The sequence below is a fragment of the Comamonas sp. NLF-1-9 genome (assembly GCF_019195435.1).
In the GTDB taxonomy this organism is placed as follows: Bacteria; Pseudomonadota; Gammaproteobacteria; order Burkholderiales; family Burkholderiaceae_C; genus Comamonas_C.
The window spans coordinates 2,546,759-2,570,865 of sequence record NZ_CP078069.1; the positions used below are offsets into that span (position 1 = coordinate 2,546,759).

The 24,107-nt window shown below is 69.4% G+C and carries 22 protein-coding genes and 1 pseudogene; 10 read left to right on the forward strand and 13 right to left on the reverse strand.

Annotation, left to right across the window (positions count from 1 at the left end):
* Window positions 1-8: 8 nt before the first annotated feature.
* From KUD94_RS12235 to sucC, 5 genes are all read right to left on the reverse strand, one after another.
* On the reverse strand, window positions 9-800 hold the full coding sequence (locus KUD94_RS12235; RefSeq protein WP_218237467.1) for a 3',5'-cyclic-nucleotide phosphodiesterase: 792 nt from the start codon (window positions 798-800) through the stop codon (window positions 9-11).
* A gap of 126 nt (window positions 801-926) precedes the next feature.
* The gene (locus tag KUD94_RS12240; protein ID WP_218237468.1) at window positions 927-1,535 is read right to left on the reverse strand and encodes an FHA domain-containing protein; all 609 of its coding nucleotides are present in this window, start codon (window positions 1,533-1,535) and stop codon (window positions 927-929) included.
* A gap of 26 nt (window positions 1,536-1,561) precedes the next feature.
* A complete protein-coding gene (locus KUD94_RS12245; RefSeq protein ID WP_218237469.1) occupies window positions 1,562-2,347 on the reverse strand; it encodes a Stp1/IreP family PP2C-type Ser/Thr phosphatase in 786 nt (261 codons plus the stop codon).
* A gap of 140 nt (window positions 2,348-2,487) precedes the next feature.
* Window positions 2,488-3,381, reverse strand: a complete 894-nt coding sequence (sucD, locus tag KUD94_RS12250) for a succinate--CoA ligase subunit alpha (protein WP_218237470.1) — start codon at window positions 3,379-3,381, stop codon at window positions 2,488-2,490.
* 14 nt (window positions 3,382-3,395) lie between these two features.
* On the reverse strand, window positions 3,396-4,556 hold the full coding sequence (gene sucC / locus KUD94_RS12255) for an ADP-forming succinate--CoA ligase subunit beta (RefSeq protein WP_218237471.1): 1,161 nt from the start codon (window positions 4,554-4,556) through the stop codon (window positions 3,396-3,398).
* A 206-nt stretch (window positions 4,557-4,762) separates the two neighbouring features.
* Here sucC and argC point away from each other — a divergent pair, with 206 nt between their 5' ends.
* The gene (gene argC / locus KUD94_RS12260; protein WP_218237472.1) at window positions 4,763-5,692 is read left to right on the forward strand and encodes an N-acetyl-gamma-glutamyl-phosphate reductase; all 930 of its coding nucleotides are present in this window, start codon (window positions 4,763-4,765) and stop codon (window positions 5,690-5,692) included.
* Between the two features lie 122 nt (window positions 5,693-5,814).
* On the opposite strand, the pseudogene KUD94_RS14805 reads toward argC, so the two are convergent.
* The 3 genes and pseudogenes from KUD94_RS14805 to KUD94_RS12270 all read right to left on the reverse strand — a co-directional run.
* Window positions 5,815-6,062 (reverse strand): annotated as a pseudogene (locus KUD94_RS14805) (IS701 family transposase); the annotation flags it as partial.
* Window positions 6,063-6,162: 100 nt separating this feature from the next.
* Window positions 6,163-7,524, reverse strand: a complete 1,362-nt coding sequence (locus KUD94_RS12265; protein WP_218237473.1) for a hypothetical protein — start codon at window positions 7,522-7,524, stop codon at window positions 6,163-6,165.
* A gap of 71 nt (window positions 7,525-7,595) precedes the next feature.
* A complete protein-coding gene (locus tag KUD94_RS12270; protein WP_218237474.1) occupies window positions 7,596-9,161 on the reverse strand; it encodes an FGGY-family carbohydrate kinase in 1,566 nt (521 codons plus the stop codon).
* Between the two features lie 160 nt (window positions 9,162-9,321).
* Between KUD94_RS12270 and KUD94_RS12275 the strand changes: the two genes are divergently transcribed.
* On the forward strand, window positions 9,322-9,624 hold the full coding sequence (locus KUD94_RS12275) for a flagellar basal body protein (RefSeq protein ID WP_218237475.1): 303 nt from the start codon (window positions 9,322-9,324) through the stop codon (window positions 9,622-9,624).
* On the opposite strand, the gene KUD94_RS12280 is transcribed toward KUD94_RS12275, so the two are convergent.
* Window positions 9,585-9,845 (reverse strand): DUF2061 domain-containing protein, encoded by a 261-nt coding sequence (locus KUD94_RS12280; protein WP_218237476.1) that lies wholly within the window; start codon window positions 9,843-9,845, stop codon window positions 9,585-9,587. The genes KUD94_RS12275 and KUD94_RS12280 overlap by 40 nt on opposite strands.
* A gap of 186 nt (window positions 9,846-10,031) precedes the next feature.
* On the opposite strand from KUD94_RS12280, the gene KUD94_RS12285 reads away from it, so the two are divergent.
* From KUD94_RS12285 to KUD94_RS12320, 8 genes are all read left to right on the forward strand, one after another.
* Window positions 10,032-11,093: an SPFH domain-containing protein gene (locus tag KUD94_RS12285; RefSeq protein ID WP_218237477.1), complete on the forward strand. Its 1,062-nt coding sequence runs from the start codon at window positions 10,032-10,034 to the stop codon at window positions 11,091-11,093.
* Between the two features lie 67 nt (window positions 11,094-11,160).
* The gene (locus KUD94_RS12290; protein WP_218237478.1) at window positions 11,161-12,654 is read left to right on the forward strand and encodes a DUF4178 domain-containing protein; all 1,494 of its coding nucleotides are present in this window, start codon (window positions 11,161-11,163) and stop codon (window positions 12,652-12,654) included.
* Between the two features lie 23 nt (window positions 12,655-12,677).
* Window positions 12,678-12,890 (forward strand): DUF350 domain-containing protein, encoded by a 213-nt coding sequence (locus KUD94_RS12295; RefSeq protein WP_218237479.1) that lies wholly within the window; start codon window positions 12,678-12,680, stop codon window positions 12,888-12,890.
* A 65-nt stretch (window positions 12,891-12,955) separates the two neighbouring features.
* Complete coding sequence (locus tag KUD94_RS12300) at window positions 12,956-14,527, forward strand: polyamine aminopropyltransferase (RefSeq protein WP_218237480.1); 1,572 nt, start codon at window positions 12,956-12,958, stop codon at window positions 14,525-14,527.
* 76 nt (window positions 14,528-14,603) lie between these two features.
* Entirely contained in the window at window positions 14,604-15,806 is a 1,203-nt protein-coding gene (locus KUD94_RS12305; protein ID WP_218237481.1) for a threonine ammonia-lyase, read from the forward strand.
* A 17-nt stretch (window positions 15,807-15,823) separates the two neighbouring features.
* Window positions 15,824-17,500: an FAD-dependent oxidoreductase gene (locus KUD94_RS12310; RefSeq protein WP_218237482.1), complete on the forward strand. Its 1,677-nt coding sequence runs from the start codon at window positions 15,824-15,826 to the stop codon at window positions 17,498-17,500.
* 130 nt (window positions 17,501-17,630) lie between these two features.
* Window positions 17,631-19,226, forward strand: a complete 1,596-nt coding sequence (locus tag KUD94_RS12315) for a DUF342 domain-containing protein (RefSeq protein WP_218237483.1) — start codon at window positions 17,631-17,633, stop codon at window positions 19,224-19,226.
* A 48-nt stretch (window positions 19,227-19,274) separates the two neighbouring features.
* Complete coding sequence (locus tag KUD94_RS12320; RefSeq protein ID WP_218237484.1) at window positions 19,275-19,850, forward strand: C40 family peptidase; 576 nt, start codon at window positions 19,275-19,277, stop codon at window positions 19,848-19,850.
* Between the two features lie 14 nt (window positions 19,851-19,864).
* Here KUD94_RS12320 and KUD94_RS12325 read toward each other — a convergent pair whose 3' ends face one another.
* From KUD94_RS12325 to KUD94_RS12340, 4 genes are all read right to left on the reverse strand, one after another.
* Entirely contained in the window at window positions 19,865-20,452 is a 588-nt protein-coding gene (locus KUD94_RS12325; protein ID WP_218237485.1) for a cytochrome b, read from the reverse strand.
* Between the two features lie 114 nt (window positions 20,453-20,566).
* The gene (locus tag KUD94_RS12330; protein ID WP_218237486.1) at window positions 20,567-20,854 is read right to left on the reverse strand and encodes a hypothetical protein; all 288 of its coding nucleotides are present in this window, start codon (window positions 20,852-20,854) and stop codon (window positions 20,567-20,569) included.
* Between the two features lie 96 nt (window positions 20,855-20,950).
* A complete protein-coding gene (locus tag KUD94_RS12335) occupies window positions 20,951-21,907 on the reverse strand; it encodes an FAD:protein FMN transferase (protein ID WP_218237487.1) in 957 nt (318 codons plus the stop codon).
* On the reverse strand, window positions 21,888-24,098 hold the full coding sequence (locus KUD94_RS12340; protein WP_218237488.1) for a PepSY domain-containing protein: 2,211 nt from the start codon (window positions 24,096-24,098) through the stop codon (window positions 21,888-21,890). Before KUD94_RS12340 ends, KUD94_RS12335 begins: the two co-directional genes overlap by 20 nt.
* Window positions 24,099-24,107 lie beyond the last annotated feature (9 nt).

Sequence of the window (24,107 nt, forward strand, 5' to 3'; positions counted from 1 at the left end):
GCGCCAGCTCAGAGCTGCAACGCGTCTACCGTCTGCAAGTCGATGATCTGCAGCGCTTGGTTGGCCTGCAGCGCGCGCACCTCGGCCAGGATGCTGGCGCCCTCGCTCGGCTTGAAGTGCGACAGATAGATGGGAAAGCGCCCCTTGGGCTGCAGCTGGGCGAGCTCCTGCGCCAGGCTGGACGGCGAGAGATGCGCACTCTTGCGCGCCAGCGCCTGCTCGCGGTCGCTGAATGCGGTTTCGATCACCAGCGCGCCTATGCCCGGCGGCTCGGCCTGCAGGGCGTTGACGCGCTGCCAGAAGGCCGGCTCCTGCCCTTCGGTGTCGCCACTGAAAACCCACCACGCGCCCTGGCCGCGTGCCGCATAGCCCACGGCCGGCACGCTGTGGCGCGCGGCCAGCACCTCCAGGGTGACTCCCGCAACCACCAGCACGTCGCCCACGCCGACGGGGTGCAACTGCACCATCGGCGACCGGGCGCTGGGGATACGGGTGAAGTCGGGCCAGATGATGTCGTTGAACACATGCCGGCGCAAGGCGTCCAGGGTCTGCGCCAGGGCGAACACCTGCAGCGGCGCCGCGCGGCGGCTGCCCACGGTATCGAGCAGCAGCGGCAGCGCGGCGATGTGGTCCAGGTGCGAATGGCTCAGAAAGACGTGGCTCACGGCGCGCATCTGCGCCACGCTGAGCTCACCCACTCCTGTGCCGGCGTCGACCAGCACATGCTCGCCCAGCAGGAAGGCGGTCGTGCGGCAACCGCGGGCGATGGAGCCACTGCAACCCAGCACGCTGACCTTCATGGTTCGCTACCCGCACCTCGTGCTCATGCCATACAGACTGCAAATGGCGTGCCGCTGCCCGCCATCGCCCGGTGCGCCGCTCGGGCGCAGGGCGGCATTATGCGTGGGGAATGCCCGCAAGACAGCTCAACGCAGGGTGAATTCCATCTCCACGTCGGCCAGGCGGATGCGGTCGCCATGGACCAGCGCGCGCGGTTCGGTCACGCTCTGCCCGTTGACCGAAGGAGGCGTGTTGCCGTCCACCTGCGCCAGCACATAACCGTGCGGGCGGTGCGTGATGGAGGCGACCGACTCGCCCGGCTTGCCCAGCGTCGTCACGACCTTGGTGAGCTGCACCTCGCGCCCCGCGCCCGGGCCGGTGAGCACGCGCACCAGGGCGCTCTGGGCAGCAGGCGCCGGCGCTGCGGGTGCTGCCATGGCCGGCTGCGGCGTGCTGGCAAAGCGCTGGCGCGCGTCGGCAAAGCGCACCTCGTAGTTGCCGATGATGACCTGGTCGCCGTCGCGCAGCAGTTGGCGCTCCACCGGCTGGCCGTTGACGAAGGTTCCGTTGGTGCTTTGCAGGTCTTCGACCTCTACTGCATGCCCCTGCATGTGCAGCACCGCGTGTTCGCCGCTGACGGTGAGGTTGTCGATGACGATGTCGTTGTTGGGGCGTCGCCCGAGCGTCGTGCGGGGCTTGACGAGCTCGATCTCATTGACCACCGCTGCGTCAAGCAGAAAAACCAGACTGGGCATGCAATGTTTCCTCTCTCTTGTGCAAATTATCCGGGATCGCCGGGCGCCGCCGCACCCGGCTCGCTGGCCCGCACCAGCAGCACGCTGATGTTGTCGCGTCCGCCCAGGGCGTTGCCCTGCTGTATCAGCCGCTCGGCAAGCCGGGGCAGCGCCAGCGGGTCGCGCAGCAAGATGGCCAGCTCGGCGTCGTCGATGCTGTCGGTCAGGCCGTCGGAGCAGAACAGGAACAGGTCGCCGCCGTGCACCGGGAATTCGTTGATCTCCAGGCGCACCTTCGGATCGACGCCGATGGCGCGCGTGAGCAGGCTGCGCATGCCCGAGCGCTGCGCCTGCTGCGGCGTCATCACGCCCTTGTCCACCTGTTCCTGCAGCCAGGTGTGGTCGCGCGTGAGGCGCGACAGGCGGCGCCCGCGCAGCAGATAGGCGCGCGAGTCGCCTATGTGGCCGATGATCACCCGCTCGTCACCGAACAGGCCGGCGACCAGCGTCGTGCCCATGCCGGCGTAGTGGGCATGCGCCTTGGCCGCCTGGTAGATGGCGGCATTGGCGCGCTCCACGCCCGTGGCCAGCATCTCGCGCACCAGCTCGCTGTCGGCGGCGCCGCCGGCAGCCACCAGACGGTTGCGCAGCTCCCGGTTCAGGATCTGCACCGCCATCACGCTGGCCACTTCGCCGGCGTTGTAGCCGCCCATGCCGTCGGCCACGATGACCATGCGCGCGTCGCGGCTCACGGCCACCGAGTCCTCGTTGTTGCTGCGCACCCGGCCCGTGTCGGTGCGCGCGCAGAACTCGTAGGTCAGGGGCAAGGGCATCGGTCAAGCCGGTCTGGGTGAACGCAGGTTTGTAACACCGCCAGGCGCACAATCTGCAAAAGATTGCAAATCATGCCGCCCCATGCGAAAAAAGCCAGCTGAATGCACAGCTGGCCTTGTCTCCGGCGGGCCCCGGGCGCTCAGATGAGCGTTTTGAGCAGGCGCCCCATCTCCGAGGGGTTGCGCGTGATCTTGAAGCCGCATTCCTCCATCACCGCGAGCTTGGCCTCGGCCGTGTCGGCGCCGCCCGAGATCAGCGCGCCGGCGTGACCCATGCGCTTGCCGGCCGGAGCGGTGACGCCGGCGATGAAGCCGACGATGGGCTTCTTCATGTTGGCCTTGCACCAGCGCGCGGCGTCGGCCTCGTCCGGGCCGCCGATCTCGCCGATCATGATCACGGCGTCGGTATCGGGGTCGTCGTTGAAGGCGCGCATCACGTCGATGTGCTTGAGGCCATTGATCGGATCGCCCCCAATGCCCACGGCGGTGGACTGGCCTATGCCGAGCTCGGTCAGTTGCGCCACGGCTTCATAGGTCAGCGTGCCCGAGCGCGACACCACGCCGATACGGCCCTTCTTGTGGATGTGGCCGGGCATGATGCCGATCTTGATCTCGTCGGGCGTGATCAGGCCCGGGCAGTTGGGGCCGAGCAGCAGCGTCTTCTTGCCGCCCTGGGCTTCCCTGGCCTTCATCTGGTTGCGCACCTGCAGCATGTCGCGCACCGGAATGCCTTCGGTGATGCAGATGACCAGGTCCAGATCCGCCTCGACGGCTTCCCAGATGGCGGCAGCGGCGCCCGCGGGCGGCACGTAGATCACGCTGACCGTGGCGCCGGTTTCCTTGGCGGCTTCTTTCACCGTGCCGTAGATCGGAATGTCGAAGATCTTCTCGCCCGCCTTCTTGGGATTGACGCCGGCCACGAAGCAGTTCTTGCCGTTGGCGTATTCCTGGCACTTGGCGGTATGAAACTGGCCCGTCTTGCCGGTGATGCCCTGGGTGATGACCTTGGTGTCTTTGTTGATGTAAATCGACATGTGATTCTCCGGGCTTAGCGAACGGCTTCGACGATCTTGGTGGCCGCCTCGGCCATGGTGTCGGCGCTGATGATGGGCAGGCCCGACTCGGCCAGCAGCTTCTTGCCCAGCTCTTCGTTCGTGCCCTTCATGCGCACGACCAGCGGCACCGACAGATTCACCGCCTTGCAGGCGGTGATCACGCCGGTGGCAATCGTGTCGCACTTCATGATGCCGCCGAAGATGTTGACCAGAATGCCCTTGACCTTGGGGTTCTTGAGCATGATCTTGAAGGCTTCGGTCACCTTCTCTGGCGTGGCGCCGCCGCCCACGTCCAGGAAGTTGGCCGGCTCGGCGCCAAAGAGCTTGATGGTGTCCATGGTCGCCATGGCCAGGCCAGCGCCGTTGACCAGGCAGCCGATGTTGCCGTCCAGGCTGATGTAGGCCAGATCGAACTTGCTGGCCTGCACCTCGGCCGGGTCTTCCTCGTCGAGGTCGCGCAGCGCGACGATTTCGGGGTGGCGAAACAGCGCGTTGGAATCAAAGTTGAACTTGGCGTCCAGCGCGATGATGTTGCCCTTGCTGTCGCGGTTGAGCGGGTTGATCTCCACCAGCGAGGCGTCGGTTTCCATGTAGCACTTGTAGAGCTTCTGGCAGACGTCCACGAACTGCGCGGTCGACTCCTGCGGCATGTCCACGCCGCGCGCCAGCTCCTGGCCCTGCGCCTCGGTCAGACCGACGAGCGGGTCGACGAAGACCTTGATGATCTTCTCGGGCGTCTTGTGCGCCACTTCCTCGATGTCCATGCCGCCTTCGCTCGACGCGATGAAGGCCACCTTCTGCGTCTCGCGGTCGGTCACGACGGAAAGGTAGTACTCTTTCCGGATGTCTGCGCCGTCCTCGATGTAGAGGCGGCGCACCTTCTGGCCCTCGGGTCCGGTCTGGTGCGTGACGAGTTGCATGCCCAGGATCTGGCCCGCCAGGGTCTTCACGTCCTCGATGCTTTTGGCCACCTTCACGCCGCCGCCCTTGCCGCGACCGCCGGCATGGATCTGGGCCTTGACGACCCAGACCGGGCCGCCGAGCTTCTGGGCGGCTTCGACGGCCTCTTGCACCGTGAAGGCCGGAATGCCCCGTGGAACGGGCACGCCGAAACTGCGCAAGATTTCCTTGCCTTGGTATTCGTGAATCTTCATGAGGGCTCTCTCAATGGAAGGATGGTGTCTTACCCGTGCTGCCGATGAGCGCTTGCCAGGAGCGCGGGATCGGGTCAGGGGTCGTGGCACGGCTGCAGGGGCAGGGGAGCGACGACCTCGGCAGTCGGCAAATGTATCATGTTGCGACGCAACACAGGCAAGGCCGCTGGCACGCGCCCTGCCCCAGCGCCCCAAGGAGCACACCCATGGCCAAGGTATTCATTGATGGCGAAGCCGGCACCACCGGCCTGCAGATTCGCGAGCGCCTGCAGCAGCTCGCCGACGTCGAGCTGGTCAGCATAGACCCCCTGCTGCGCAAGGACGCGCAGGCCAAGCGGGCCGTGATCGCCGAGGTGGACCTGGTCATCCTGTGCTTGCACGACGACGCCGCGCGCGAGACCGTGGCCATGGTGGACGCGATCGCCGCCGAAGGCGGGCGGCGCATCAAGATCATCGACGCCTCCACCGCCCACCGCACCGCCGAGGGCTGGGTGTTCGGCTTCCCGGAACTTGCCCCGGGGCAGCTCGAAGCTATCCGCAGCGCCGAGCGCGTGGCCAACCCCGGCTGCTACGCCACCGGCGCCATCGCGCTCTTGCGCCCGCTGGTGGACGCAGGGCTGATCCCTCAGGATTACCCGCTGGTGCTGCCTTCGGTCAGCGGCTATTCGGGCGGCGGGCGCAGCATGATCGAAGCCTATGAAAAAGGTGAGGCCGCGCCCTACGAGCTCTATGCGCTGGGCTTGTCGCACAAGCACCTGCCGGAGATCATGAAGTACAGCGGCGTGAAGCGCCGCCCGCTGTTCGTGCCGGCGGTGGGCAATTTCCGCCAGGGCATGCTGGTAGAGCTGCCGCTGCATCTGGACTTGCTCAGCGGCGCGCCCAGGGCCTGCGACCTGCACGAGGTGCTGGCCGCCCACTACGCCCGCACCAACACGCCCGAGCACTTCGTCCAGGTGCTGCCCGCCACCGAGAGCGGCAAGCTCGATGCGCTGGCCCTCAACGACACCAACCACCTGGAGCTGCGCGTCTACGGCAACGACGACTACCGCCAGGCGGTGCTGGTGGCGCGCCTGGACAACCTGGGCAAGGGCGCGAGCGGCGCGGCAGTGCAGAACCTCAAGCTGATGTTGCCTTAGTCCTGCTGTGTCACAAGAGCAGTCTCTTGTTTGCCCGACCGCTGCAGGGACACTGGCCGAGGCGATCGAGTAGCGCGTAGCTGGGCTGCTGGCGCAGCGTCCCGATCGAGTGGGCCACATGCGGCTGCGCGCGCGGGCCTTCCCCAGGAGGTGCAATTCTCGGGAAGGGCAGGCATTTGGCATCGGGCGAAATCGCTTTACCGCCGACGGATTTGTCGGCCATGGGCCGCTGAGCCATCAGGAATGCGCAGGCCACGATGCTCAGGCCCGCATGATGGTGAAGTCTCCGCCAGCCGCGCCCTTCGTGGTGCCCAATTCCGAAACCCTGCTTCAGGTGCTGGCAGCCACGCTCGATGCGCCAGCGCTGCCTGCGGCGTGAACTGAGGCAAGCCGTTCATCCGGGCGGCATCCATGGGCGTTTCTCGCTGGAAGAGAGGGTGCCAGGCGTGCTGGCACCTGGAGCCGGCTCTTCAGGGCTTACCTGCCTGCGCCAGGATGGCGCGCACCAGGTTGCGGCTGTGCGCGCCGAAGTGGCGCATCAGCGCGGCGATGCTCGACTGCAGCGCGGCCTGGGCCTCGGGGCTCTGGCGGGCCATCTCGGCCATCAGGTCGATGCGTCCGCCCTCGATGCCGAAATCAAAGCGCGGGTCGTCCACGTAGCGCGCGGGGGCCGAGGTGAGCATTTGCGCGGTCACCGCCTCGCCCTGGGCTGCGGCTTCGCCCGCAACCAGGTCGCGCACGCTGGTGTCGCCCCAGGGGCCGTAGTCCGCATCGCGGCTGCTGTCGTGCAGCACCTGGCGCAGCGCCTGGCCGGCGGGGTTGTCCCGGCCGGTCTGGATCATCTGGCTCTCCAGCCGCTCGAGCACGAAGTGGCGGTTGGAGAGCAGCACGATCATGTCGTTCTTGCCCCCGGGCATGCCCGCCAGCGCCAGCAGCTGGATGCCGATCAGGCGCGCGCTGGAAAAGCCCGGCGCCAGGCGGGCGTGGTAGGGCTGGGTGAGGTCTTGCACATAGTGCGCGGCCAGACCGGCAAAGCGCCAGCCCCAGTAGGCGTGGCCGCTGCGAAAGGCCAGTTGGGCCAGGCCCTGGTACTGGTGCACGCGCAGCAGCGGGTAGGTGCGCTTGAGAAAGCCCGCCGCGGCATAGATCAGCTTCGATTCGTGGTAGTAGCCCATGTGAAACGGCGCCTGCGTGGCGAAGTCCAGCGCCGGGTTGCCAAAGGGCAGCTTGCCAAAGCCGTAGCGCGGGCCCCAGTCGGAGGGGCTGTCCTCGAACAGATTCACGTCCATGCCGTAGTCGGGCTCGTCGCTGGCCGAGGCCAGCACCGCCAGCGGCGCTACCGCCTCGCCGGGGGCCAGGCGCACGAAGCGGTGCTTTTCCCCGTCCTTCTCGCGCAGCGCCAGGGCGCTGACTTCGTCGTGGGGCATGCGCTCGGCCGCAAGGGGCGGGGCCAGGGGGTCGGGCTGCACATACAGCGCCAGGCGGCTCTCGGGCGAGACGCGCAGCGCCATCAGAAAGGCACGGCGCAGCGCCTGCGGCCCCTGGCCCGCCACGGCAGGGTCAAAGCGCAGCGCCTCGGGCAGCGGCGGGTAGTGGGCGATGTGCGCGCGCGCCCAGGCGTCTTGCGCGGCCAGCAGTTCGGCCAGGGGCTGGGCCTGCGCCGCGAGAAAGTCCTCCAGCGGCTCGGCCTTCACGGGCGCGGCCTGGGCGACCTCGGGCAGCACCTCGAAGGCGCGGTAGGCGGCCAGCGCGTGGTTGCTCCAGGCCCAGGCGGGGGCGGCGCTGGCCGCAAGCATGGCGGCGGCGATCAGCAAACGTTGCAGGATGGGCATGGGCGATGGCCTTTCAGGCGCGGGCAAACGGGCTCGGTAGCATGGCGGGTGCGGCGGCAAGCGGGCGGCGGTCAATGGTCGCTGGAGGGGTAGCCGGTGATCGCGCGCAGCGCCCGGTACAGCGGCTGCAGGCGATCGTACATGCGCAGGTAAACCTGGCGGTAGAGCTGCTCGTAGGTCTGCACATGCTCGGGCTGGGGCTGGAACACGCGGGCGGTGCGCACCATGGCGCGCACCGCGCTGGCGTAGTCCGGGTGCAGGCCCAGGCCGACGCTGGCGATGATGGCCGCGCCCAGGCCGCTGGTCTCGAACAGCTCGGGGCGCTCGGCCGGCAGGTTGAAGACGTTGGCGGTGATCTGCAGCGCCGCGTCGCTTTGCGAGCCGCCGCCCGAGACGCGCAGGCGCGTGATGCGCGCGCCGCCGCGCCGCTCTATGCGCTCCTTGGCCTCGCGCAGCGCATAGGCCAGGCCTTCGAGGATGGCGCGGTACAGGTGCGCGCGGGTGTGCACGTCGCCAAAGCCGATGATGGCGCCCTTGGCTTCGGGGCCGGGGTGCTTGATGCCGGGGTTCCAGTAGGGCTGCAGCGTCAGGCCCAGCGCACCGGGCGGCACCTGCTCGATCAGCGCGTCGAACAGGCTCTCAGGCAGCACGCCCAGGCGGGCGGCTTCGCGGGTTTCGTCCTGGCCGAACTGCTCCTTGAACCAGTTGACCATCCAGAAGCCGCGCGTGATCTGCACCTCGGTGTTGTAGTGCCCGGGCACGGCCGCCGGATAGGGCGGCACGAAGCGCGTGGCCTCCAGGTAGCGCCGGGTGGTGGTGTTGAAGGTGGCGGCGGTGCCGTAAGAGAGGCAGCCGATCTCGGGCGTGAGGCAGCCCGCGCCCAGCACCTCGCAGGCCTTGTCGGCCGCGCCCGCTATCATCGCCAGGCCGGCGGGCAGGCCGCTGTCGAGCGCCGCCTGCGGGCTCACCCGGCCGATCACGGTGCCGGGCGCGACCAGCTCGGGCAGCATGGAGCGCGCTATCGGCAGCGCATGCCACTTCCAGTCCCAGGCCGCGGCCCAGCGCCCGCGCTTGTAGTCAAACGGCACATAGCCGACCTGCGAGGCGCTGGAATCGACCATCTGCCCGCTCAGACGCCAGTGCAGCCAGCCGGGCAGCAGCAGGTAGTGGGCGGTGCGCGCCCAGACTTCGCTCTGGTGCTGGGCGATCCAGTTGGCCTCGGCCTCGTGCTGAAAGTGGCGCACCGTCTCGCGCATGCCGACGCTGCGCAATGCCAGCTCCCACCACCAGGGCAGGCGCACGGCATGGGCGGCGCGGCGCTGGTCCAGCCAGATCATCGAGGGGCGCAGCGGCCGGCACTGCGCATCCAGGCTCACCGGCGTGGCGCGTTGCGTAGTCAGGACGACGCCGGCGATCGCGCCCCGGGGCACGCTGGTGCGCTGCAGCAGCTCGCGGGTGGCGGCGCACAGGCTCTGCCAGAAGGCCTCGGGTTCGTTTTCCATCCAGCCGGGCTGGGGCGATCGGTAGCTGGTGACCGGCACCTGCGCCTTGTCCAGCAGCCGCCCCTGCAGATCGAAGAGCAGCGCGCGCACGCTCTGGGTGCCGCTGTCGATGGCAAGCAGGCAAGGCGGGGACATGGCTGCGGTGGGTACTATGGTTGTTGTAGCTGCTCGCGCGCAGTGGACAAGCGCCAGAGCCGGATTCGATTATGAATGCGGAGCGCCCGGCGGTGCCCTCGCGTAAACCCTCGCGGGCGCGCGCGCTCAAGTCTGGCGCAGCCTTGCCGTAGAAGTCGGCATGGCTGCTCTCGTCTCCATCGCATCGTCCGGCCTGCAGGCCGCGCAGCTGCGCCTGCAGGTGAGCGCGCACAACATCGCCAACATGAACACCCCGGGCTTCCTGCCCCAGCGGGTGCAGGCCCAGGCGCAGGCGCCGCGCGCGGGCGTGAGCGCCTGGGTGCAGCAGGGCGAGCAGCCCGGCGTGGTGCTGGAAGAAGAAGTCGTGCAGCAACTGGCCGCGCGCAGCGCCTGGCGCGCCAACCTCTACGTGCTGCGCGTGGCTCAGGAGACCACGGGCACGCTGCTCAACGTACGGGTCTGAGCGCTGCGGCGCGCGGCCGCGCGCTCCCAGGCTTTTTCATGAAAGAAGAAGGCCACGGCCTGCACCGTGGGCTCCAGCAGGCTGAGCGTGAGCGAGGCCCAGAGGTTGCCGGTGACGGCGTAGGCTACCAGCGCGGCCACGCAGACGTGGATGACGTAATAACTGCTGGTCTTGGCCAGTGTGTGGCCGTGGTGGCGGGCGATGCGGCGGATGCGGGACATGGCGGATTCCTTGTGAGAATACTTGAATGATAATGATTCTCATTGGAAATATCCATGCATTCTTGCTATCGCGCTGATGGGCAATCTCTGCGCCGGAGCCGTTGACGCGGCTGTGCCTGCCCAGTAGGCGGATGCAAGACCCCCCGCTATGATGGCCGCCTTCCCGTTTTCCCCCGGAGCAGCGCCATGGCCCTGATGGATTTCCTCAAGAAACAGTTCATCGACGTCCTGCAGTGGACCGAGGACGGCGACGGCACGCTCGCCTGGCGCTACCCGATGCGCGACATGGAAATCCAGACCGGCGCGCAGCTCGTGGTGCGCGAGTCGCAGATGGCGATGTTCGTCAACGAAGGCCAGGTGGCCGACGTGTTCGGCGCCGGCACGCACAAGCTCGTCACGCAGAACCTGCCGCTGCTGACCAACCTGAAGAACTGGGACAAGCTCTTCGAGTCGCCCTTCAAGAGCGACGTCTACTTCTTCAGCACGCGCCAGCAGCTCGACCAGAAGTGGGGCACGCCCCAGCCCATCACCATCCGCGACGCCGAGTTCGGCGCGGTGCGCCTGCGCGCCTTTGGCAACTACGCCTGGCGCATTAGCGACCCGCGCCTGTTCTATACCGAGGTGTCGGGCACGCGCGAGAAATACGGCACCGAGGAGGTCGAGGGCCAGCTGCGCGGCCTGGTGCTGCAGAACATCAGCAACGCCATTGCCGCTTCGGGCGTGCCCTTTCTCGACCTGGCGGCCAACCAGAGCATGTTTGCCCAGGCGCTGGCCACGCAGCTCGCGCCGGAATTTGCCCGTCTGGGCATCAAGATCGAAGGCTTTACGGTGCAGAACCTGTCGCTGCCCGACGAGCTGCAGAAGGTGCTGGACCAGAAGATAGGCATGGGCATGGTCGGCAGCGACATGGGCAAGTTCATGCAATACCAGACCGCGCAGGCCATCCCCGAAATGGCCAAGGGCGTGGGCAGCGGCGGCGACGGCGGGGGCCTGGCGGGCGCAGGCCTGGGCATGGGCGCGGGCGTGGCCATGGGCCAGATCCTGGCGCAGAACATGCAATCCGCGCTGCAGCCCCAGGCACCGGCCGCGGCGGCCGGCGCGGGGGCAGCGGGCGCGGGCGCCGCCGGCGTGAAGGCCGAGGACGTGATGGCCATGCTGGAAAAGCTCGGCGAGCTCAAGAGCAAGGGCATCCTCACCGACGAGGAATTCGCCGCCAAAAAGGCCGAGCTGCTCAAGAAGCTCGTCTGAGCTTCATTTTCGATAGCTGATTGCGCCCGCCAGACGGGCGCCAGAGCCCGAACAGGCTGGTAAACGCATGGCCACTTCGCAGCAACGCCACTACAGCGCGCCCTGCCCCGGCTGCGGCGCGCCGGTGGAGTTCCTGAGCGCGCAGTCCAGCTACGCCGTCTGCGGCTATTGCCACAGCACCGTGGTGCGCCGCGGCGATGTGCTCGCGCGCGTGGGCAAGATGGCCGAGCTGTTTGAAGACCACAGCCCGCTGCAGCTCATGGCCAGCGGCAAGTGGGAAGGCATCCCGTTCACGCTGATCGGGCGCATGCAGTTTCGCGGCGCGCAAGGCGGCTGGACCGAATGGAACGCCTGGCTGGACGACGGCCGGCGTGCGACCCTGGGCGAAGACAACGGCGCCTACGTCTTCACCCAGCCGCTGCAGCCGCCGCCCGCGGACCTGCCCGCGCCCGAGCAGCTCGGCCTGGGCGCGAGCCTCACGCTGGCGGGCCGGCGCTGGAGCGTGGCCGCTTATATGCAGGCCCACTTGGCCGCCGCCGAGGGCGAGCTGCCCAAACTCCCGCCGCCGGGCCAGGAATTTCTGGTCGTCGAGCTGCGCAGCGACGACGGCCAGGTGCTCTCCATCGACTACGGCGGCAAGACGCCGCAGCTGGAAATCGGCCGCTCGGTGCAGCTTGCAGACCTGCAGCTCAAGGGCCTGAAAGACAACTCGTCGAAGCAGGAGCAGGGCCGCCACTTCAACTGCCCGCACTGCGGCGCGCCGGTGCAGGTGCAGCTGCAAAGCACCAAGAGCATCACCTGCGGCTCTTGCCACAGCCTGATCGACCTGAGCGGCGGCATCGGCGCCGAGCTGCTCAGCGCCACGCAGCAGGCGGGCGCGCCGCCGCTGATCGCGCTGGGCAGCGTCGGCCAGTTCGAGGGCGTGCCCTGGCAGGTCGTCGGCTACCAGCGCCGCCTGGGTCAGGAGCCGGACGACGACGAGCAGTTCGCCTGGGACGAATACCTGCTGTACAACCAGCAAAAAGGCTTCACCTTCCTGGTGGACGCCTCGGACGGCTGGAGCCTGGTGCGCCCCGCCACCGGCGCGCCCAAGCTCGGCGCGCTGGGCGCGGCCGCGTCCTACCTGGGAATGAGCTATGTGCGCAGCAGCGGCTACCGCGCCACTACCGACTACGTGGCCGGCGAGTTCTACTGGCCGGTTGAGCGCGGCCAGCAAACCGACAACGTGGACTACGCCGCCACCCAGGGCAAGGGCATCTTGTCGCGCGAGCAAAGCGACAAGGAAATCACCTGGTCCTACGGCAACCGCCTGGCCAGCAGCACCGTGGCCCAGGCCTTCGGGCGCGAAGCCGAAGCCGACAAGTTCAAGCGCGACGAGGTCGGCCCCTTCGTGGCCAGCGGCGGCTCGGGCTGCGGCCTCACCGTGCTGGTCTTCATCGTGCTCATCATGCTGGTCATCACGCTCAGCACCTGCACCGGGGGTTCATCCTCGTCGGGCAGCTACAACCGCAGCTCGGGCGGCTCCTTCGGGGGCTATTCCAGCGGCGGCAGCCACAAGTAAACCTGCAACGGAGGTCTCTCACCATGGAATGGCTCAAACCCGCCGCGTTTCTCGGCTCCATCCTCTACGCCGTCATCGGCGTGGTCATCTTCTGGCTGTGCTTCGTCATCATCGACAAGATCACCCCGCACGACCTCTGGGGCGAGATCGTCGAGAAGCAGAACCGCGCCCTGGGCATGGTCGTCGCGGCCATGTGCCTGGGCATCAGCATCATCGTGGCTGCGGCGATACATTGATATCCTATTGATAGCTGATCGCGCTTGCCAGACAAGCGTTTGGACGGGTTTTTGCTGATATTTCCATGGCGCAAGCCCCCGCCGCTGCCGCGCCGCCGCGGCCGATTGCCGTGGCGCTGCTGGCCAGCGTCTTCGTGATCGCGGCCTGCGGGCTGTTGTACGAGCTTGCGGCCGGGGCGCTGGCGTCCTATCTGCTGGGCGACTCGGTCCTGCAGTTTTCCACCATCATCGGCACCTACCTGTTCGCGATGGGCGTGGGGTCGTGGCTGTCGCGCTATCTGGAGCGCCAGCTGCCCGCGCACTTTCTGCGCATCGAGCTGCTGGTCGCGCTCATCGGCGGCATGCTGCCCGGGGTGTTGTTCGTGGCCAATGCCTGGCTGCCCGAGGCGTTTCGGCTGCTGCTGTACGGCATCGTCTTCGTGGTCGGCGCGCTGGTGGGGCTGGAGATCCCGCTGGTCATTCGCATCCTGCAGCGCGACGTGGCGCTCAAGACCCTGGTCAGCCAGGTGCTCACCTTCGACTACCTCGGGGCGCTGGCGGTGTCGCTGGCGTTCCCGCTGCTGCTCGTGCCCTACCTCGGGTTGATCCGCTCGGGGCTGCTGTTCGGTCTGATGAACGCGGCCGTCGCGGTCTGGGCGTTGTGGCTGTTTCGCCATGAGCTGCCGCGCTTTGCCGAGCACGTCGCCGCCTGCGCGATGGTGGTCGTGCTGCTGGCCGCAGGCATGTGGGGCGCGGGCGCGGTCACCACGCTGGCCGAAGACCACTTCTACCAGAGCCCGATCGCGTTTGCCGCGACCTCGCCCTACCAGCGCATCGTGGTCACGCACGGGCGGCGCGGCCACCGGCTGTATCTCAACGGCAACCTGCAGTTTGCCGAGAGCGACGAATACCGCTACCACGAGGCGCTGGTGCACCCGGCCATGGCCGCGCACGGCGCGCCCCGGCGCGTGGCGGTGCTGGGCGGGGGCGACGGCATGGCGGTGCGCGAGGTGCTCAAGTACCCCTCGGTGCAGTCGGTCACGCTGGTCGAGCTGGACCCGGCGATGACGCAGCTGTTTCGCGACACGCCCCAGCTCGCCCGGCTGAACCAGCACAGCCTGTCGGACCCGCGCGTGCAAGTGGTCAATGAAGATGCCTTCCAGTGGCTGCAGCAGGGCGCGCCCGGCGTCGCCGGGCCGTCCCGGGACGCGGAAGATTCTTTCGACGTGATCGTCGTGGACTTTCCCGACCCGACCAACTTTGCCATCGGCAAGCTCTACACCAACAGCTTCTACGCGCTGCTGGCCGAGCGCCTGGCGGCAAGCGGCTATGCGGTGATCCAGACCACCTCGCCGCTGATCGCGCGGCGCAGTTTCTGGACCGTGGTGCAGACCGTGGAGGCGGCGGGCCTGGCGACCACGCCCTACCACGTGCACGTGCCCAGTTTTGGCGAATGGGGCTTCGTCATCGCCAGCCGCCGGCCCTGGCGCATGCCGCTCGCCCTGCCTGCCGGGCTGCGCTTCCTGGACCTGGGCGCGCTGCCGGCGATGCTCGAATTTCCGCTGGACATGGCGCGTACGCCCGCCGAGGTCAACCGCCTGTCCAACCAGGTGCTGGTGCACACTTACGAGCAGGAATGGGGGCGCGTGGCGCATTGACGCGCCGGCGCCGGGCCGCACCGAGGGCCCGAGGCAGCGCCCAGGCCGTTTCGCTTCCACAAGGGGATACATCGCAATGCTTCAATTTGCCGACATCCAGCAGGCCGCCGAGCGCGTGGCCGGTCAGGTGCTCAACACGCCGTGCGTCGAGTCGCGCACGCTCTCCGAAATCACCGGTGCGCAGGTTTTCCTGAAGATGGAAAACCTGCAGTTCACCGGCTCCTTCAAGGAGCGCGGCGCTTGCAACAAGCTGGTGCAGCTGTCCGACGACGAGCGCACGCGCGGCGTGATCGCGATGAGCGCGGGCAACCACGCCCAGGGCGTGGCCTACCACGCGCAGCAGCTGGGTGTTCCCGCGACCATCGTGATGCCGGGCTTCACGCCCGGCGTGAAGGTGGCGCGCACCCAGGGCTTTGGCGCGCGCGTGATCCTGCACGGCAATTCCCTGGAAGAGGCGGCGGTGCACGCGCGCGAACTCGCCGCGAGCGAACAGCTCACGCTGATCCACCCGTATGACGATCTGGCCATCATGGCCGGGCAGGGGACGCTGGCGATGGAAGTGCTCGCCGCGCAGCCGGATCTGGAGGTGCTTGTCGTGCCGGTAGGCGGCGGCGGGTTGATTTCGGGCATTGCGACGGCGGCCAAGGCGCTCAAGCCGTCGATCGAGGTGGTCGGCGTGCAGGTGCAGCGCTTTCCGGCCATGGTCAACGCCATCCAGGGCACGCACCACGAGCAGGGCAGCAGCACCATCGCCGAGGGCATCGCCGTGGGCGCTCCCGGCCTGCACTGCGTGGAGGTGATCCGCGAGCGCGTGGACGAGCTGCTGCTGGTCGACGAAGGCGACATCGAGCAGGCCATCGTGCTGCTGCTGGAAATCGAGAAAACCCTGGCCGAGGGCGCGGGCGCGGCCTCGCTCGCGGCGCTGGTGCGCCACCGCGAGCGCTTTGCCGGCAAGCAGGTCGGCATGGTGCTCTCGGGCGGCAACATGGACCCGCAGCTGCTCGCGCAGATCATCGGCCGCGCCATGGTGCGCTCGGGCCGCCTGGCGCGCGTGGTGGTGAGCGCGCGCGACGTGCCCGGGAGTCTGGCGCGCATCACCGCGCTGGTGGCCGAAGCCGGGGCCAACGTCGACGAGGTACACCACCAGCGCGCCTTCACGCTGCTGGCGGCGCAGAACGTCGAGATCGAGATGGTGCTGCAAACGCGCAGCCGCGAGCACGCCGCACAGGTCATCGAACGCCTGCGCGCCGCGGGGCTGGAGGTGCGCCAGGTGCAATGAGCGCCGCAGCGCCCCCCATGCAGCGCCGCCACTTCCTGAGCCTGCCCGCGGCCGCTGCGCTGGGCGCCTGCGCACCGGCCGCGCCGGAACTGCCCGGCGGCTACACCGGCGTGGACCTGGCGCGCGGCCACCAGCTGCGCGGCGCGATCGGCAAGGGCCAGAGTCCGGCGCCTTCTCGCACCTTGCGCACCCGCGTGCTGATCGCCGGGGGCGGCATCGCCGGCCTGGCCGCGGCGCGTGCCCTGCGCCTGGCGGGCGTGCAGGACTTTGCCTTGCTGGAGCTGGAGGACGAGGCCGGGGGCAACAGCCGCGGCACCGAGGTTGCAGGCATCGCCTGCCCGCGCGGCGCGCACTATCTGCCGCTGCCCGGCGACGACGCGCGCGAGGTGCAAGACCTGCTGGAGGAGCTGGGCCTGCGCCGTCGCATGGCCGGGCGCTGGCAGTACGACGAGCGCCATTTGTGCCACAGCCCGCAGGAGCGGCTGTTCTGGCGCGGCGCCTGGCACGAGGGCCTGCTGCCGGTGGAAGGCGTAGCGCCCGAGACGCTGCAGCAGTACCACCGCTTTGCCCAGCGCGTGCGCGAGCTCTCGGGCGCGGCCCGTTTTGCCATGCCTACGCTCAAGCTTTGGCAGTCGAATCAGGGCCTGGCGCCCGCCCATCAAGCGCTGGACGCTCTGGTTTTTGCAGATTGGCTGGAGCGCGAAGGCCTGGACGACGCGCAGCTGCGCTGGTACCTCGACTACTGCTGCCGCGACGACTACGGCGCGGGCAGCGCGGCGGTGTCGGCCTGGGCCGGCATCCACTACTTTGCCAGCCGCCACGGCTTCCAGGCGCCGGGCGAGGCGCTGGACGAAGAGCGCGACGCGGTGCTCACCTGGCCCGAGGGCAACGCCTGGCTGGCCCGGCGCCTGGCCGCGCCGCTGCAGCAGGGCGGTCAGTTGCACACCGGCACCAGCGTGCTGCGCATAGAAGAGCAGCGCCACGGCGTGGCGGTCGATGCGCTGGTGCACGCCAGCGGCGAGCTGCTGCGCTGGCAGGCAGAGCGCTGCGTGGTGGCGTTGCCCGTATTCATCGCGGCGCGCGTGCTGCAGAGCCCGCCCGCCTTCGTGCGCGAAGCCGCCGCACGCCTGGCCTGGGCGCCCTGGCTGGTGGCCAACATCCACATCGACCGCCCGCTGCAAGACCGCCCGGGCGCCGCGCCCGCCTGGGACAACGTGATCTACGGCGAGCAGATGCGCGGCGGCCTGGGCTATGTCGACGCGGGCCACCAGCGCCTGGACCTGGGCGCGCAGACCGCGGGGCCGACGGTGCTGAGCTACTACCAGGCGCTGGGCGACTGGCCCGATGGCCGCGCGCAACTGCTCGCCCAGCCCTGGACGCACTGGCGCGACGCCATCCTGGCCGCGCTCGCCCAGCCGCACCCGGACATCGCGCGGCGCGCCACGCGCATGGAGATCACGCGCTACGGCCACGCCATGGCCATGCCGCGCCCGGGTCTGCAGCAGTTTTTAAGTCAAATCGGGCTCCAGCCCTTGCCCCACAAGCGCCACCAGCTATTGAACGGAGAGCGTGTTCCGCTGGCCCCCACGCCCGCCACGGCGCGCCTTGCCTTTGCGCATGCCGACTGGTCGGGCTATTCGGTGTTCGAGGAAGCCTTCACCCGCGGCACGTCCGCCGGCCTGCTCAGCGTCTGAGGCCACGCTGCTGCACGCCCGCCGGACATCCCCGGGCATCGATGCTGTAAGCTCAGCCGCTCGCCCGGGCGGCGCTTGCCCTCGCTGGTGCAAGCACCGGGCGCAGGAGAGGGCTTTGGACACTCGGGGCATGCAGCTCAGCCTGTCGGCCCACGGCGACGTGGTGCTGCGCATGGAGCCCTGCGCCGAGCGCGCGCCGCCCACGCGCGCCGGGCTGATCGCCTGGCTGGACGAGCACGGCTGGGGCGCGCACCGCATCAATGAGGAAGCGCTCGAGCGCGTGCTGCGCGAGGGCGCAGACGCCAGCGCGCGCATGGTGCTGATCCTGGCGCACGCGGTGGACGCCGAAGTGCAGGTACAGGTGGCGCGCGACGCCATGCAGGCCACGCTCGCCATCGTGCCCGCACAAGGCGGCGCGCCGGCCACCGAGGCCATGGTGCAGGCGGCGCTGGCCGCAGCCGGCGTGGTCGCGGGCATCGACGCCGAGGCCATCGCGCAGGCACTGAAGGGTCCGGGCGCGCCGCCGCAGGTGGTCGCGCAGGGTGTGGCGCCGGTGGACGGGCGCGACGCGCAATTCCTCGAACTCATCGCCGCCGTGCCCGACCGCACCCCGCGCGTGGGCGCCGACGGGCGCATCGACTACCGCGAGCACGACGGCAACATCGTGCTGGTCGAGTCCGGCGCGCTCTTGATGCGCCGCGAGCCGGCCACGGAAGGCACGCCCGGCTTCACCGTGCTGGGCCAGACCCTGGCCGCGCGGCCCGGGCGCGACGAGCCGTTTGCGCCGCAGCTCAGCGGCGCCGCCATGAGCGAACAAGACCCCAACCTGCTGGTGGCTGCCATCACCGGCCAGCCGGTGCTGGTGCGCGCCGGCATGACCGTGGAGCCCGTGCTGCGCGTGGCCGAGGTGGACGTGGCCCAGGGCAACATCCGCTACGACGGCACGGTACAGGTCGAGGGCGACGTGGCCCAGGGCATGCAGATCCACGCCAGCGGCGACATCCTGGTCGGCGGCACGGTGGACGGCGCGCTGCTGAACACGCAGGGCAGCATCATCGTGCAGGGCGGCGTCATCGCCCGCGCCCGCCTGCATGCCGAGGGCGCGGTGCAGGCGCGCTTTGCCGAGGTGTCCTATCTGCGCGCCGGCACCGAGCTGACAGTGCGCCAGAACGCCCTGGGCTGCGAACTGCACGCGCTCGGGCGCATCACCATCGGCGCCGAGGTGCCGCGGCGCGGGCGCCTGGTGGGCGGCGGCGCCAGCGCCATGATGGCGATTGCGGCGCCGCTCATCGGCTCGGTCGATGGCGGCCTCACGCGCCTGGTGCTGGGAGTCAACCCGGTGCTGCAGGCACGGCTGCAGCAGGCGCGCGAGGACGAGGCCGCGCAGCGCGAACGCGGCGCGAGCCTGGAAAAGCTCATCGCGCAGTTGCGCGCGCACGGCGACCCCAAGGGGGTGCTGGAGCGCGCCCAGGCCTCGCTCGCCGACGCGCAGGCAAGCGCTGCGCGCCTGCAGGCCGAATGCGCGCAGTTGCAGCAGCAGCTTGATCTGGCGCGCGAGGCGCGCCTGGAGATCGGTGTGGCGCTGGAGGGCGCGGTGGACCTGAGCCTTGCGCACCAGCGCCTGGCGCTGCACCGCGGCCTGCCCGCAGGCAGCGTGCGGCTGGACTCCAAGGGCACGCTGGTGCACGTGGACGCCAAGGGCTTTTCCGAGCCCCTGCAGCCCTGAGGGAATTACCCTGCCGGGCGCCGAGGAATTCGGTTACCCTTGCGCCCCATGCGATTTTGGCTTGCCCCCCTGCTGCTGGTCTGCGCGAGCAGCGCCTTCGCCGCCCCCGACACCCCGCCCGAAGCGCCGCCCGAGCCGCAGGCCGTCTCGTGGACGCAAGACCTGCGCGGCCATCTGTCCCAGTTCGGCCACGGCGTGGCCGACCAGGCGCAGGACGCGGCCGAGCGCACCGGCGACCTGGTGGCTACCGCCATGGGTTTTCTCGGCGCACCCTACCGGCGCGGCGGCAACAGCGCCGAAACCGGCTTTGATTGCAGCGGCTTCGTGCGCAGCATCTATGAACAGGCGCGCGGCCTGGTGCTGCCGCGCAAGGCGGTAGACCAGGCGGCCAGCACGGAAAAGATCGCGCGCCAGGACTTGCGCCCGGGCGACCTGGTGTTCTTCAACACCATGCGCCGCGCCTTCAGCCACGTGGGAATCTACGTGGGCGACGGCAAGTTCATCCATTCCCCGCGCAGCGGCGCGCGCGTGCGCGTCGAGAGCATGCACCAGAGCTACTGGCAAAAGCGCTTCAACGGCGCGCGCCGCGTAGCCGAGGGGCCGACCGACTACTCCCTGCGATAAACACCGCGCGGCCCTCAGTTGCGCTCACCGCCGCGCATGGCCTTCGGGCTCATGCGCGCAAGCGTGGCATCGCTCAGCAGCCAGTGGTGTATCAGCGCCGCCGCCGCATGCCCGCCGATGAGCCAGTAGCCAGCGGTCGCGATGGTTTCGTGGATCTCCTTGATGTCGGGCGCGAGCAGCTTGTCGGGCGCGATCAGCGCGGGCAGCTGCAGACCAAAGAAGGGTACAGGCGTGCCCTTGGCGCTCAGATACAGCCAGCCCAGCAGCGGCGTGCAGAGCAGGAACAGGTACAGCAGCCAGTGCATCGCAAGCGCCGCCCTGCGCTGCCACTGCGGGCCGGACAACTGCGGAGGCACGCCCAGCAGCAGGCGCAGCGGCAGGCGCACCAGCACCACGACCAGCACGGCGAGGCCCATCATTTCGTGCCAGTACTTGGCCAGCGCGCGCAGCCCACTGCCCTTGGGCAGGGCGTCGTGCCATTCGATCAGCGCGTACGCCGCAAGCAGCAGCGCCAGCGTGAGCCAGTGCAGGGCGATGAGCGCGAGCGGGTAATGCGTGCGCGGCGGATGCGAGGTGCGCAGGGGGTGCTCCGATGGGGTCATGTTCGTGCGGCTTGAGTGCTGCGCATCGTGCGCAGCGGGTGCTGAATGCTTTCGCGTTATTCGTTCGTCGGCCATTCACGGGGTGCGTGCCGTGCAGCGCGCACCCCAGGGGGCTCAGGCGCAGGCAATCCAGCGCAGCCCCTGGCCCCGGCTGTAGTAGTAGTCGCCCTCGGGGCTGATGACCACCGAGTGCAGCGACACCGGGTCGTGAAAGTACTGCCAGCCGTGGCCGATCTCCCCGGATGCGGCTTCGTGCGCCACGGCTTGCCAGGGGCCTGTGACGACGTGTGCGTGCGGCCCGTCGTGGCGCTGGTGTTTGGCGCGGTGGTGGTCGCCTGCCAGGGTGTTGCCGGCGAGCACGGCGGCGGCCAGGGCGGCGGCGATGCAGGTGCTGGTGTGCATGGTGATCTCCTCGTCTGTCTGCGGTCTGGATCGACCGTGATTGCACTGTGCGCCGCAGGCGGTGAATGGATGCTGAAGCACCGGTTCATCCCGCGTTCAGCTTGCAAACCGCCCCATCCCCAGCGAAACCAGTTTGCCCGCGCGGCGCAGCAGCCACAGCGCCTGCAAGCCTTGGCTTTGCGCCAGTGCCAGACCAGGGCCTGGGCCAGCCACCAGCAAGGCCGTGGCCCAGGCGTCGGCGGCCATGCACTGCGCGGCAAGCACGGTGACGCAGGCCACGTCGTTCGCCACTGGCGCGCCGCGGCGCGTGTCCATGGTGTGCGCCACGCGCGCGGGGCCGAGTTGCAGAAAGTGGCGGTAGTTGCCCGAGGTGGCGACGGCCATGTCTTGCAGCTCCAGTACGCCGTGCACCGAGCGCTGGTGCGCATCGGGCGCTTCCACGGCGACGGCCCAGGGTTCACCGCCGGCCTGCGGGCCCAGCGCCCGCAGTTCGCCGTCGAGCGCGATGAGTGCGTGTGCCACGCCGTGCGCCTGCAGCAGCGCGTGCATGCGATCGACCGCGTAGCCCTTGGCGATGCCGCACAGATCAAACTGCGCCGGGGCGTTCTTGCGTGCGCGCTGTCCGAGCGCATCGAGCTCCAGCGCCTCATGCGCCGCAACATGCCCGGGCGCGCGCGCTGCGGCGATGGCGGCGGCGTCCGGCATGCTGCGCGGCGCGCCAAAGCCCCAGGCGTTCACCAGAGCGGCGGCGGCAATGTCGAATGCGCCCTGGCTCGCGCGGCCCACCCGCAGTGCGCAAGCGAGCACCTGCATGATTTCGCACGGCAGCTGCACCCAATCGCCGACAGGTGCGCGGTTCAGGCGCATGAGGTCGCTACCCGTCTTCCAGGGCGACATCTGCTGGTCCACTGCATCGACGACGGCGGCCAGTGCCTGCTGCAAAGCGGCGCGATCCAGACCGATCGGCGCGTCGCATTGCACCGCCCAGCGCGTACCCATGGTCGCGCCGTGCAGCCGCAGGCGCACCGTGGACTCAGAAGGTGTCTTCGGCATAGCGTCCCTGAGCTTTGAGTTGCTGCACGCTCAGGCCCATGCCCGCCAGGATGGCGTCCAGCGTCTGTGCCACCGCGCGCGCCATGGCCTGGCTGCCGCAGACGCGCACGATGGCGCCGCCCTGGTGTATGAGGCTCTGCAGACGCGTGGCGTCGCGCTGCAGCGCGTCCTGCACATGGCCGCCGCCCGACTCGGCGCGCGAGAAGGCGGTGTGCAGGCTGGCCAGGCGCTGCTCTTGCAGCCAGGTTTGCAGCTCGGCGCCGAAGTAGTAGTCGAGCGCCGGGTCGCGTGTGCCGTAGTACAGGTGCATGGGCGCGCGCTGCGTGTTGCCGCGGATGAAACCGGCCAGCGGCGCCACGCCGGTGCCCGCACCGATCAGCATGACCGGCCTGCGCGTGGCTTGCAGCGTGAACCCCGGGTTGGGCCGGATGAAGGCGGCGATGCGCTCGCCCGGTTGCAGCGCGTGCAGATAGCCCGAGCACAGGCCGCCCGCGTGTCGGCGCACGCAGATTTCGATGAAACCGTCGTGCGCGCTGCTGGCCAGCGAATACAGGCGCGGTACGGCGCCATCGGGCGGCAGCACGCCGAGCAGATCGCCCGCAGCAAAAGCCCCCAGTGCGCGCCCGCCCAGGCGCTGCGCCCAACTCGCCTTGGGCCAGGCAAAACGCAGGATGGCGGCGGGTTCGCCCACGGCGCCGGGGTAGTCCTGACGCGACACCAGCGTGAGCGCCGTGGTGCGCGGAATGCTCGGCCGGTATTGCAGCGCCAGTGGCTCGCCCAGCGCCTTGCCCAGGCGCTCGCCCCATAGCGCAAATTCCTGCGCCGATTGCTGGTGGATGCGCGCCAAAGGCAGCAGGCTGGGCCAGCCGCGTGCGCGCAGCGCGCTCTCCAGGGCGCCGGCGAAGGCGCAGAAACCCTGAAACTGGCGGTCGCCAAAACCCAGCACCGTGACCGTGGCCGAAGTGACGGGCGCTTGTGCGATGCGCTGCAGGGCGCGGGCCGCGTGCGCCGGGGCCTGACCATCGCCGTAGGTGGCGGCCAGCACGAAGACCTGCCGGGTGCGTGCGCCGGTGGCAAAGTGCTCCAGCGTGCTGGCGTGCACCGGGTGCCCGGCCTGCGTCAGTGCCGCGTGCAGCGCCTGTGCGAACCCCCAGGTGGAGCCGTTTTCGCTGGCGACGAAGATCAGGGTATCGGCCTCGGGCAGCGGGCGGTTGCCAGCCAGTCGCGGCTGCAGGCGGCGCGCCTGCCACCAGAGCATCAGCCCCGTGCCCCAGAACAGGGCAATGCTCAGGCCGCTGGCGCCCAGCACCAGCGCCCACGGCCAGGCGCCTTCGCCGGTGTGCAGCAGCAGGGCCCAGTCGTTGATGCGCTGCGCCGTGCTGGCCGGCTGCCAGGCGAGGGTCTGGCCGTCGTGGCGGTCTATCCAGCCCTGACCTTGTGCGGTGCTGATATGCCAAGTGTCGCCAGGGTCGTCCGCCGAGGGGAAGTTGAGCTTGCGCAAATCGCGCACGGCAGTCTGCTGCAACAGCGCCAGCTCGGCCGGTGCCAGGTCGCCGGTGCTGGCGCTGCGGGAGGCGACTTCGGGCTCGGTGTCGCCATCGAGCTGCACCAGGCCGAAGCTGGCCGCGCTCAGGTTGAGCGCGGCGAGCGAAGAGACGAGCAGCACCGCCAGCAATGCCCGCCCGGCGGCGCAGTGCAGGCGCTGCATCGGGCTGCCGCGCACCCGGTTGCCCAGCTTGCGCCAGCCGCCCTGGCGCCGCTGCAGCAGCACGAGGCCGGTGATGCACAGCAAGGCCATGGCCAGCGCCGCGCCTGCCGCCACCAGCCGGCCGATATCCCCGAGCAACAGCTTGCGGTGCAGGTTGCGCAACCAGCGCAGCGTGGCCGACGGCTCCCACGCGCCCAGCACCTGGCCGCTTTGAGGGTCGATGCGGCTGGCGCGTGGCTCGCCATGGTCAAAGGCATAGACCACGGTGTCGCCCGAGGGCAGGCGGCGGATTTCCTCGGCGCCCGGCACTACGGCTGCCACCCGATCGGCCAGTTGCGCCACGCTCAGGCTGCGCGCTGCAGCCGGGCTCTGCCAGGCCGATTGCACGGGCTCCAGGGCCAGCACCGCCCCCGTGATGCCCAGCACCACGGCCACGGCGCCCGCCACCAGGCCGATCCAGCGGTGCAGTTGTCGCCACACCATGGTTCGACC

Coding starts and splice junctions, on each gene's coding strand:
- KUD94_RS12235 (WP_218237467.1), bottom strand. CDS start 800: ATGAAGGTCAGCGTGCTGGGTTGCAGTGGCTCCATCGCCCGCGGTTGC.
- KUD94_RS12240 (WP_218237468.1), bottom strand. CDS start 1,535: ATGCCCAGTCTGGTTTTTCTGCTTGACGCAGCGGTGGTCAATGAGATC.
- KUD94_RS12245 (WP_218237469.1), bottom strand. CDS start 2,347: ATGCCCTTGCCCCTGACCTACGAGTTCTGCGCGCGCACCGACACGGGC.
- sucD (WP_218237470.1), bottom strand. CDS start 3,381: ATGTCGATTTACATCAACAAAGACACCAAGGTCATCACCCAGGGCATC.
- sucC (WP_218237471.1), bottom strand. CDS start 4,556: ATGAAGATTCACGAATACCAAGGCAAGGAAATCTTGCGCAGTTTCGGC.
- argC (WP_218237472.1), top strand. CDS start 4,763: ATGGCCAAGGTATTCATTGATGGCGAAGCCGGCACCACCGGCCTGCAG.
- KUD94_RS12265 (WP_218237473.1), bottom strand. CDS start 7,524: ATGCCCATCCTGCAACGTTTGCTGATCGCCGCCGCCATGCTTGCGGCC.
- KUD94_RS12270 (WP_218237474.1), bottom strand. CDS start 9,161: ATGTCCCCGCCTTGCCTGCTTGCCATCGACAGCGGCACCCAGAGCGTG.
- KUD94_RS12275 (WP_218237475.1), top strand. CDS start 9,322: ATGGCTGCTCTCGTCTCCATCGCATCGTCCGGCCTGCAGGCCGCGCAG.
- KUD94_RS12280 (WP_218237476.1), bottom strand. CDS start 9,845: ATGTCCCGCATCCGCCGCATCGCCCGCCACCACGGCCACACACTGGCC.
- KUD94_RS12285 (WP_218237477.1), top strand. CDS start 10,032: ATGGCCCTGATGGATTTCCTCAAGAAACAGTTCATCGACGTCCTGCAG.
- KUD94_RS12290 (WP_218237478.1), top strand. CDS start 11,161: ATGGCCACTTCGCAGCAACGCCACTACAGCGCGCCCTGCCCCGGCTGC.
- KUD94_RS12295 (WP_218237479.1), top strand. CDS start 12,678: ATGGAATGGCTCAAACCCGCCGCGTTTCTCGGCTCCATCCTCTACGCC.
- KUD94_RS12300 (WP_218237480.1), top strand. CDS start 12,956: ATGGCGCAAGCCCCCGCCGCTGCCGCGCCGCCGCGGCCGATTGCCGTG.
- KUD94_RS12305 (WP_218237481.1), top strand. CDS start 14,604: ATGCTTCAATTTGCCGACATCCAGCAGGCCGCCGAGCGCGTGGCCGGT.
- KUD94_RS12310 (WP_218237482.1), top strand. CDS start 15,824: ATGCAGCGCCGCCACTTCCTGAGCCTGCCCGCGGCCGCTGCGCTGGGC.
- KUD94_RS12315 (WP_218237483.1), top strand. CDS start 17,631: ATGCAGCTCAGCCTGTCGGCCCACGGCGACGTGGTGCTGCGCATGGAG.
- KUD94_RS12320 (WP_218237484.1), top strand. CDS start 19,275: ATGCGATTTTGGCTTGCCCCCCTGCTGCTGGTCTGCGCGAGCAGCGCC.
- KUD94_RS12325 (WP_218237485.1), bottom strand. CDS start 20,452: ATGACCCCATCGGAGCACCCCCTGCGCACCTCGCATCCGCCGCGCACG.
- KUD94_RS12330 (WP_218237486.1), bottom strand. CDS start 20,854: ATGCACACCAGCACCTGCATCGCCGCCGCCCTGGCCGCCGCCGTGCTC.
- KUD94_RS12335 (WP_218237487.1), bottom strand. CDS start 21,907: ATGCCGAAGACACCTTCTGAGTCCACGGTGCGCCTGCGGCTGCACGGC.
- KUD94_RS12340 (WP_218237488.1), bottom strand. CDS start 24,098: ATGGTGTGGCGACAACTGCACCGCTGGATCGGCCTGGTGGCGGGCGCC.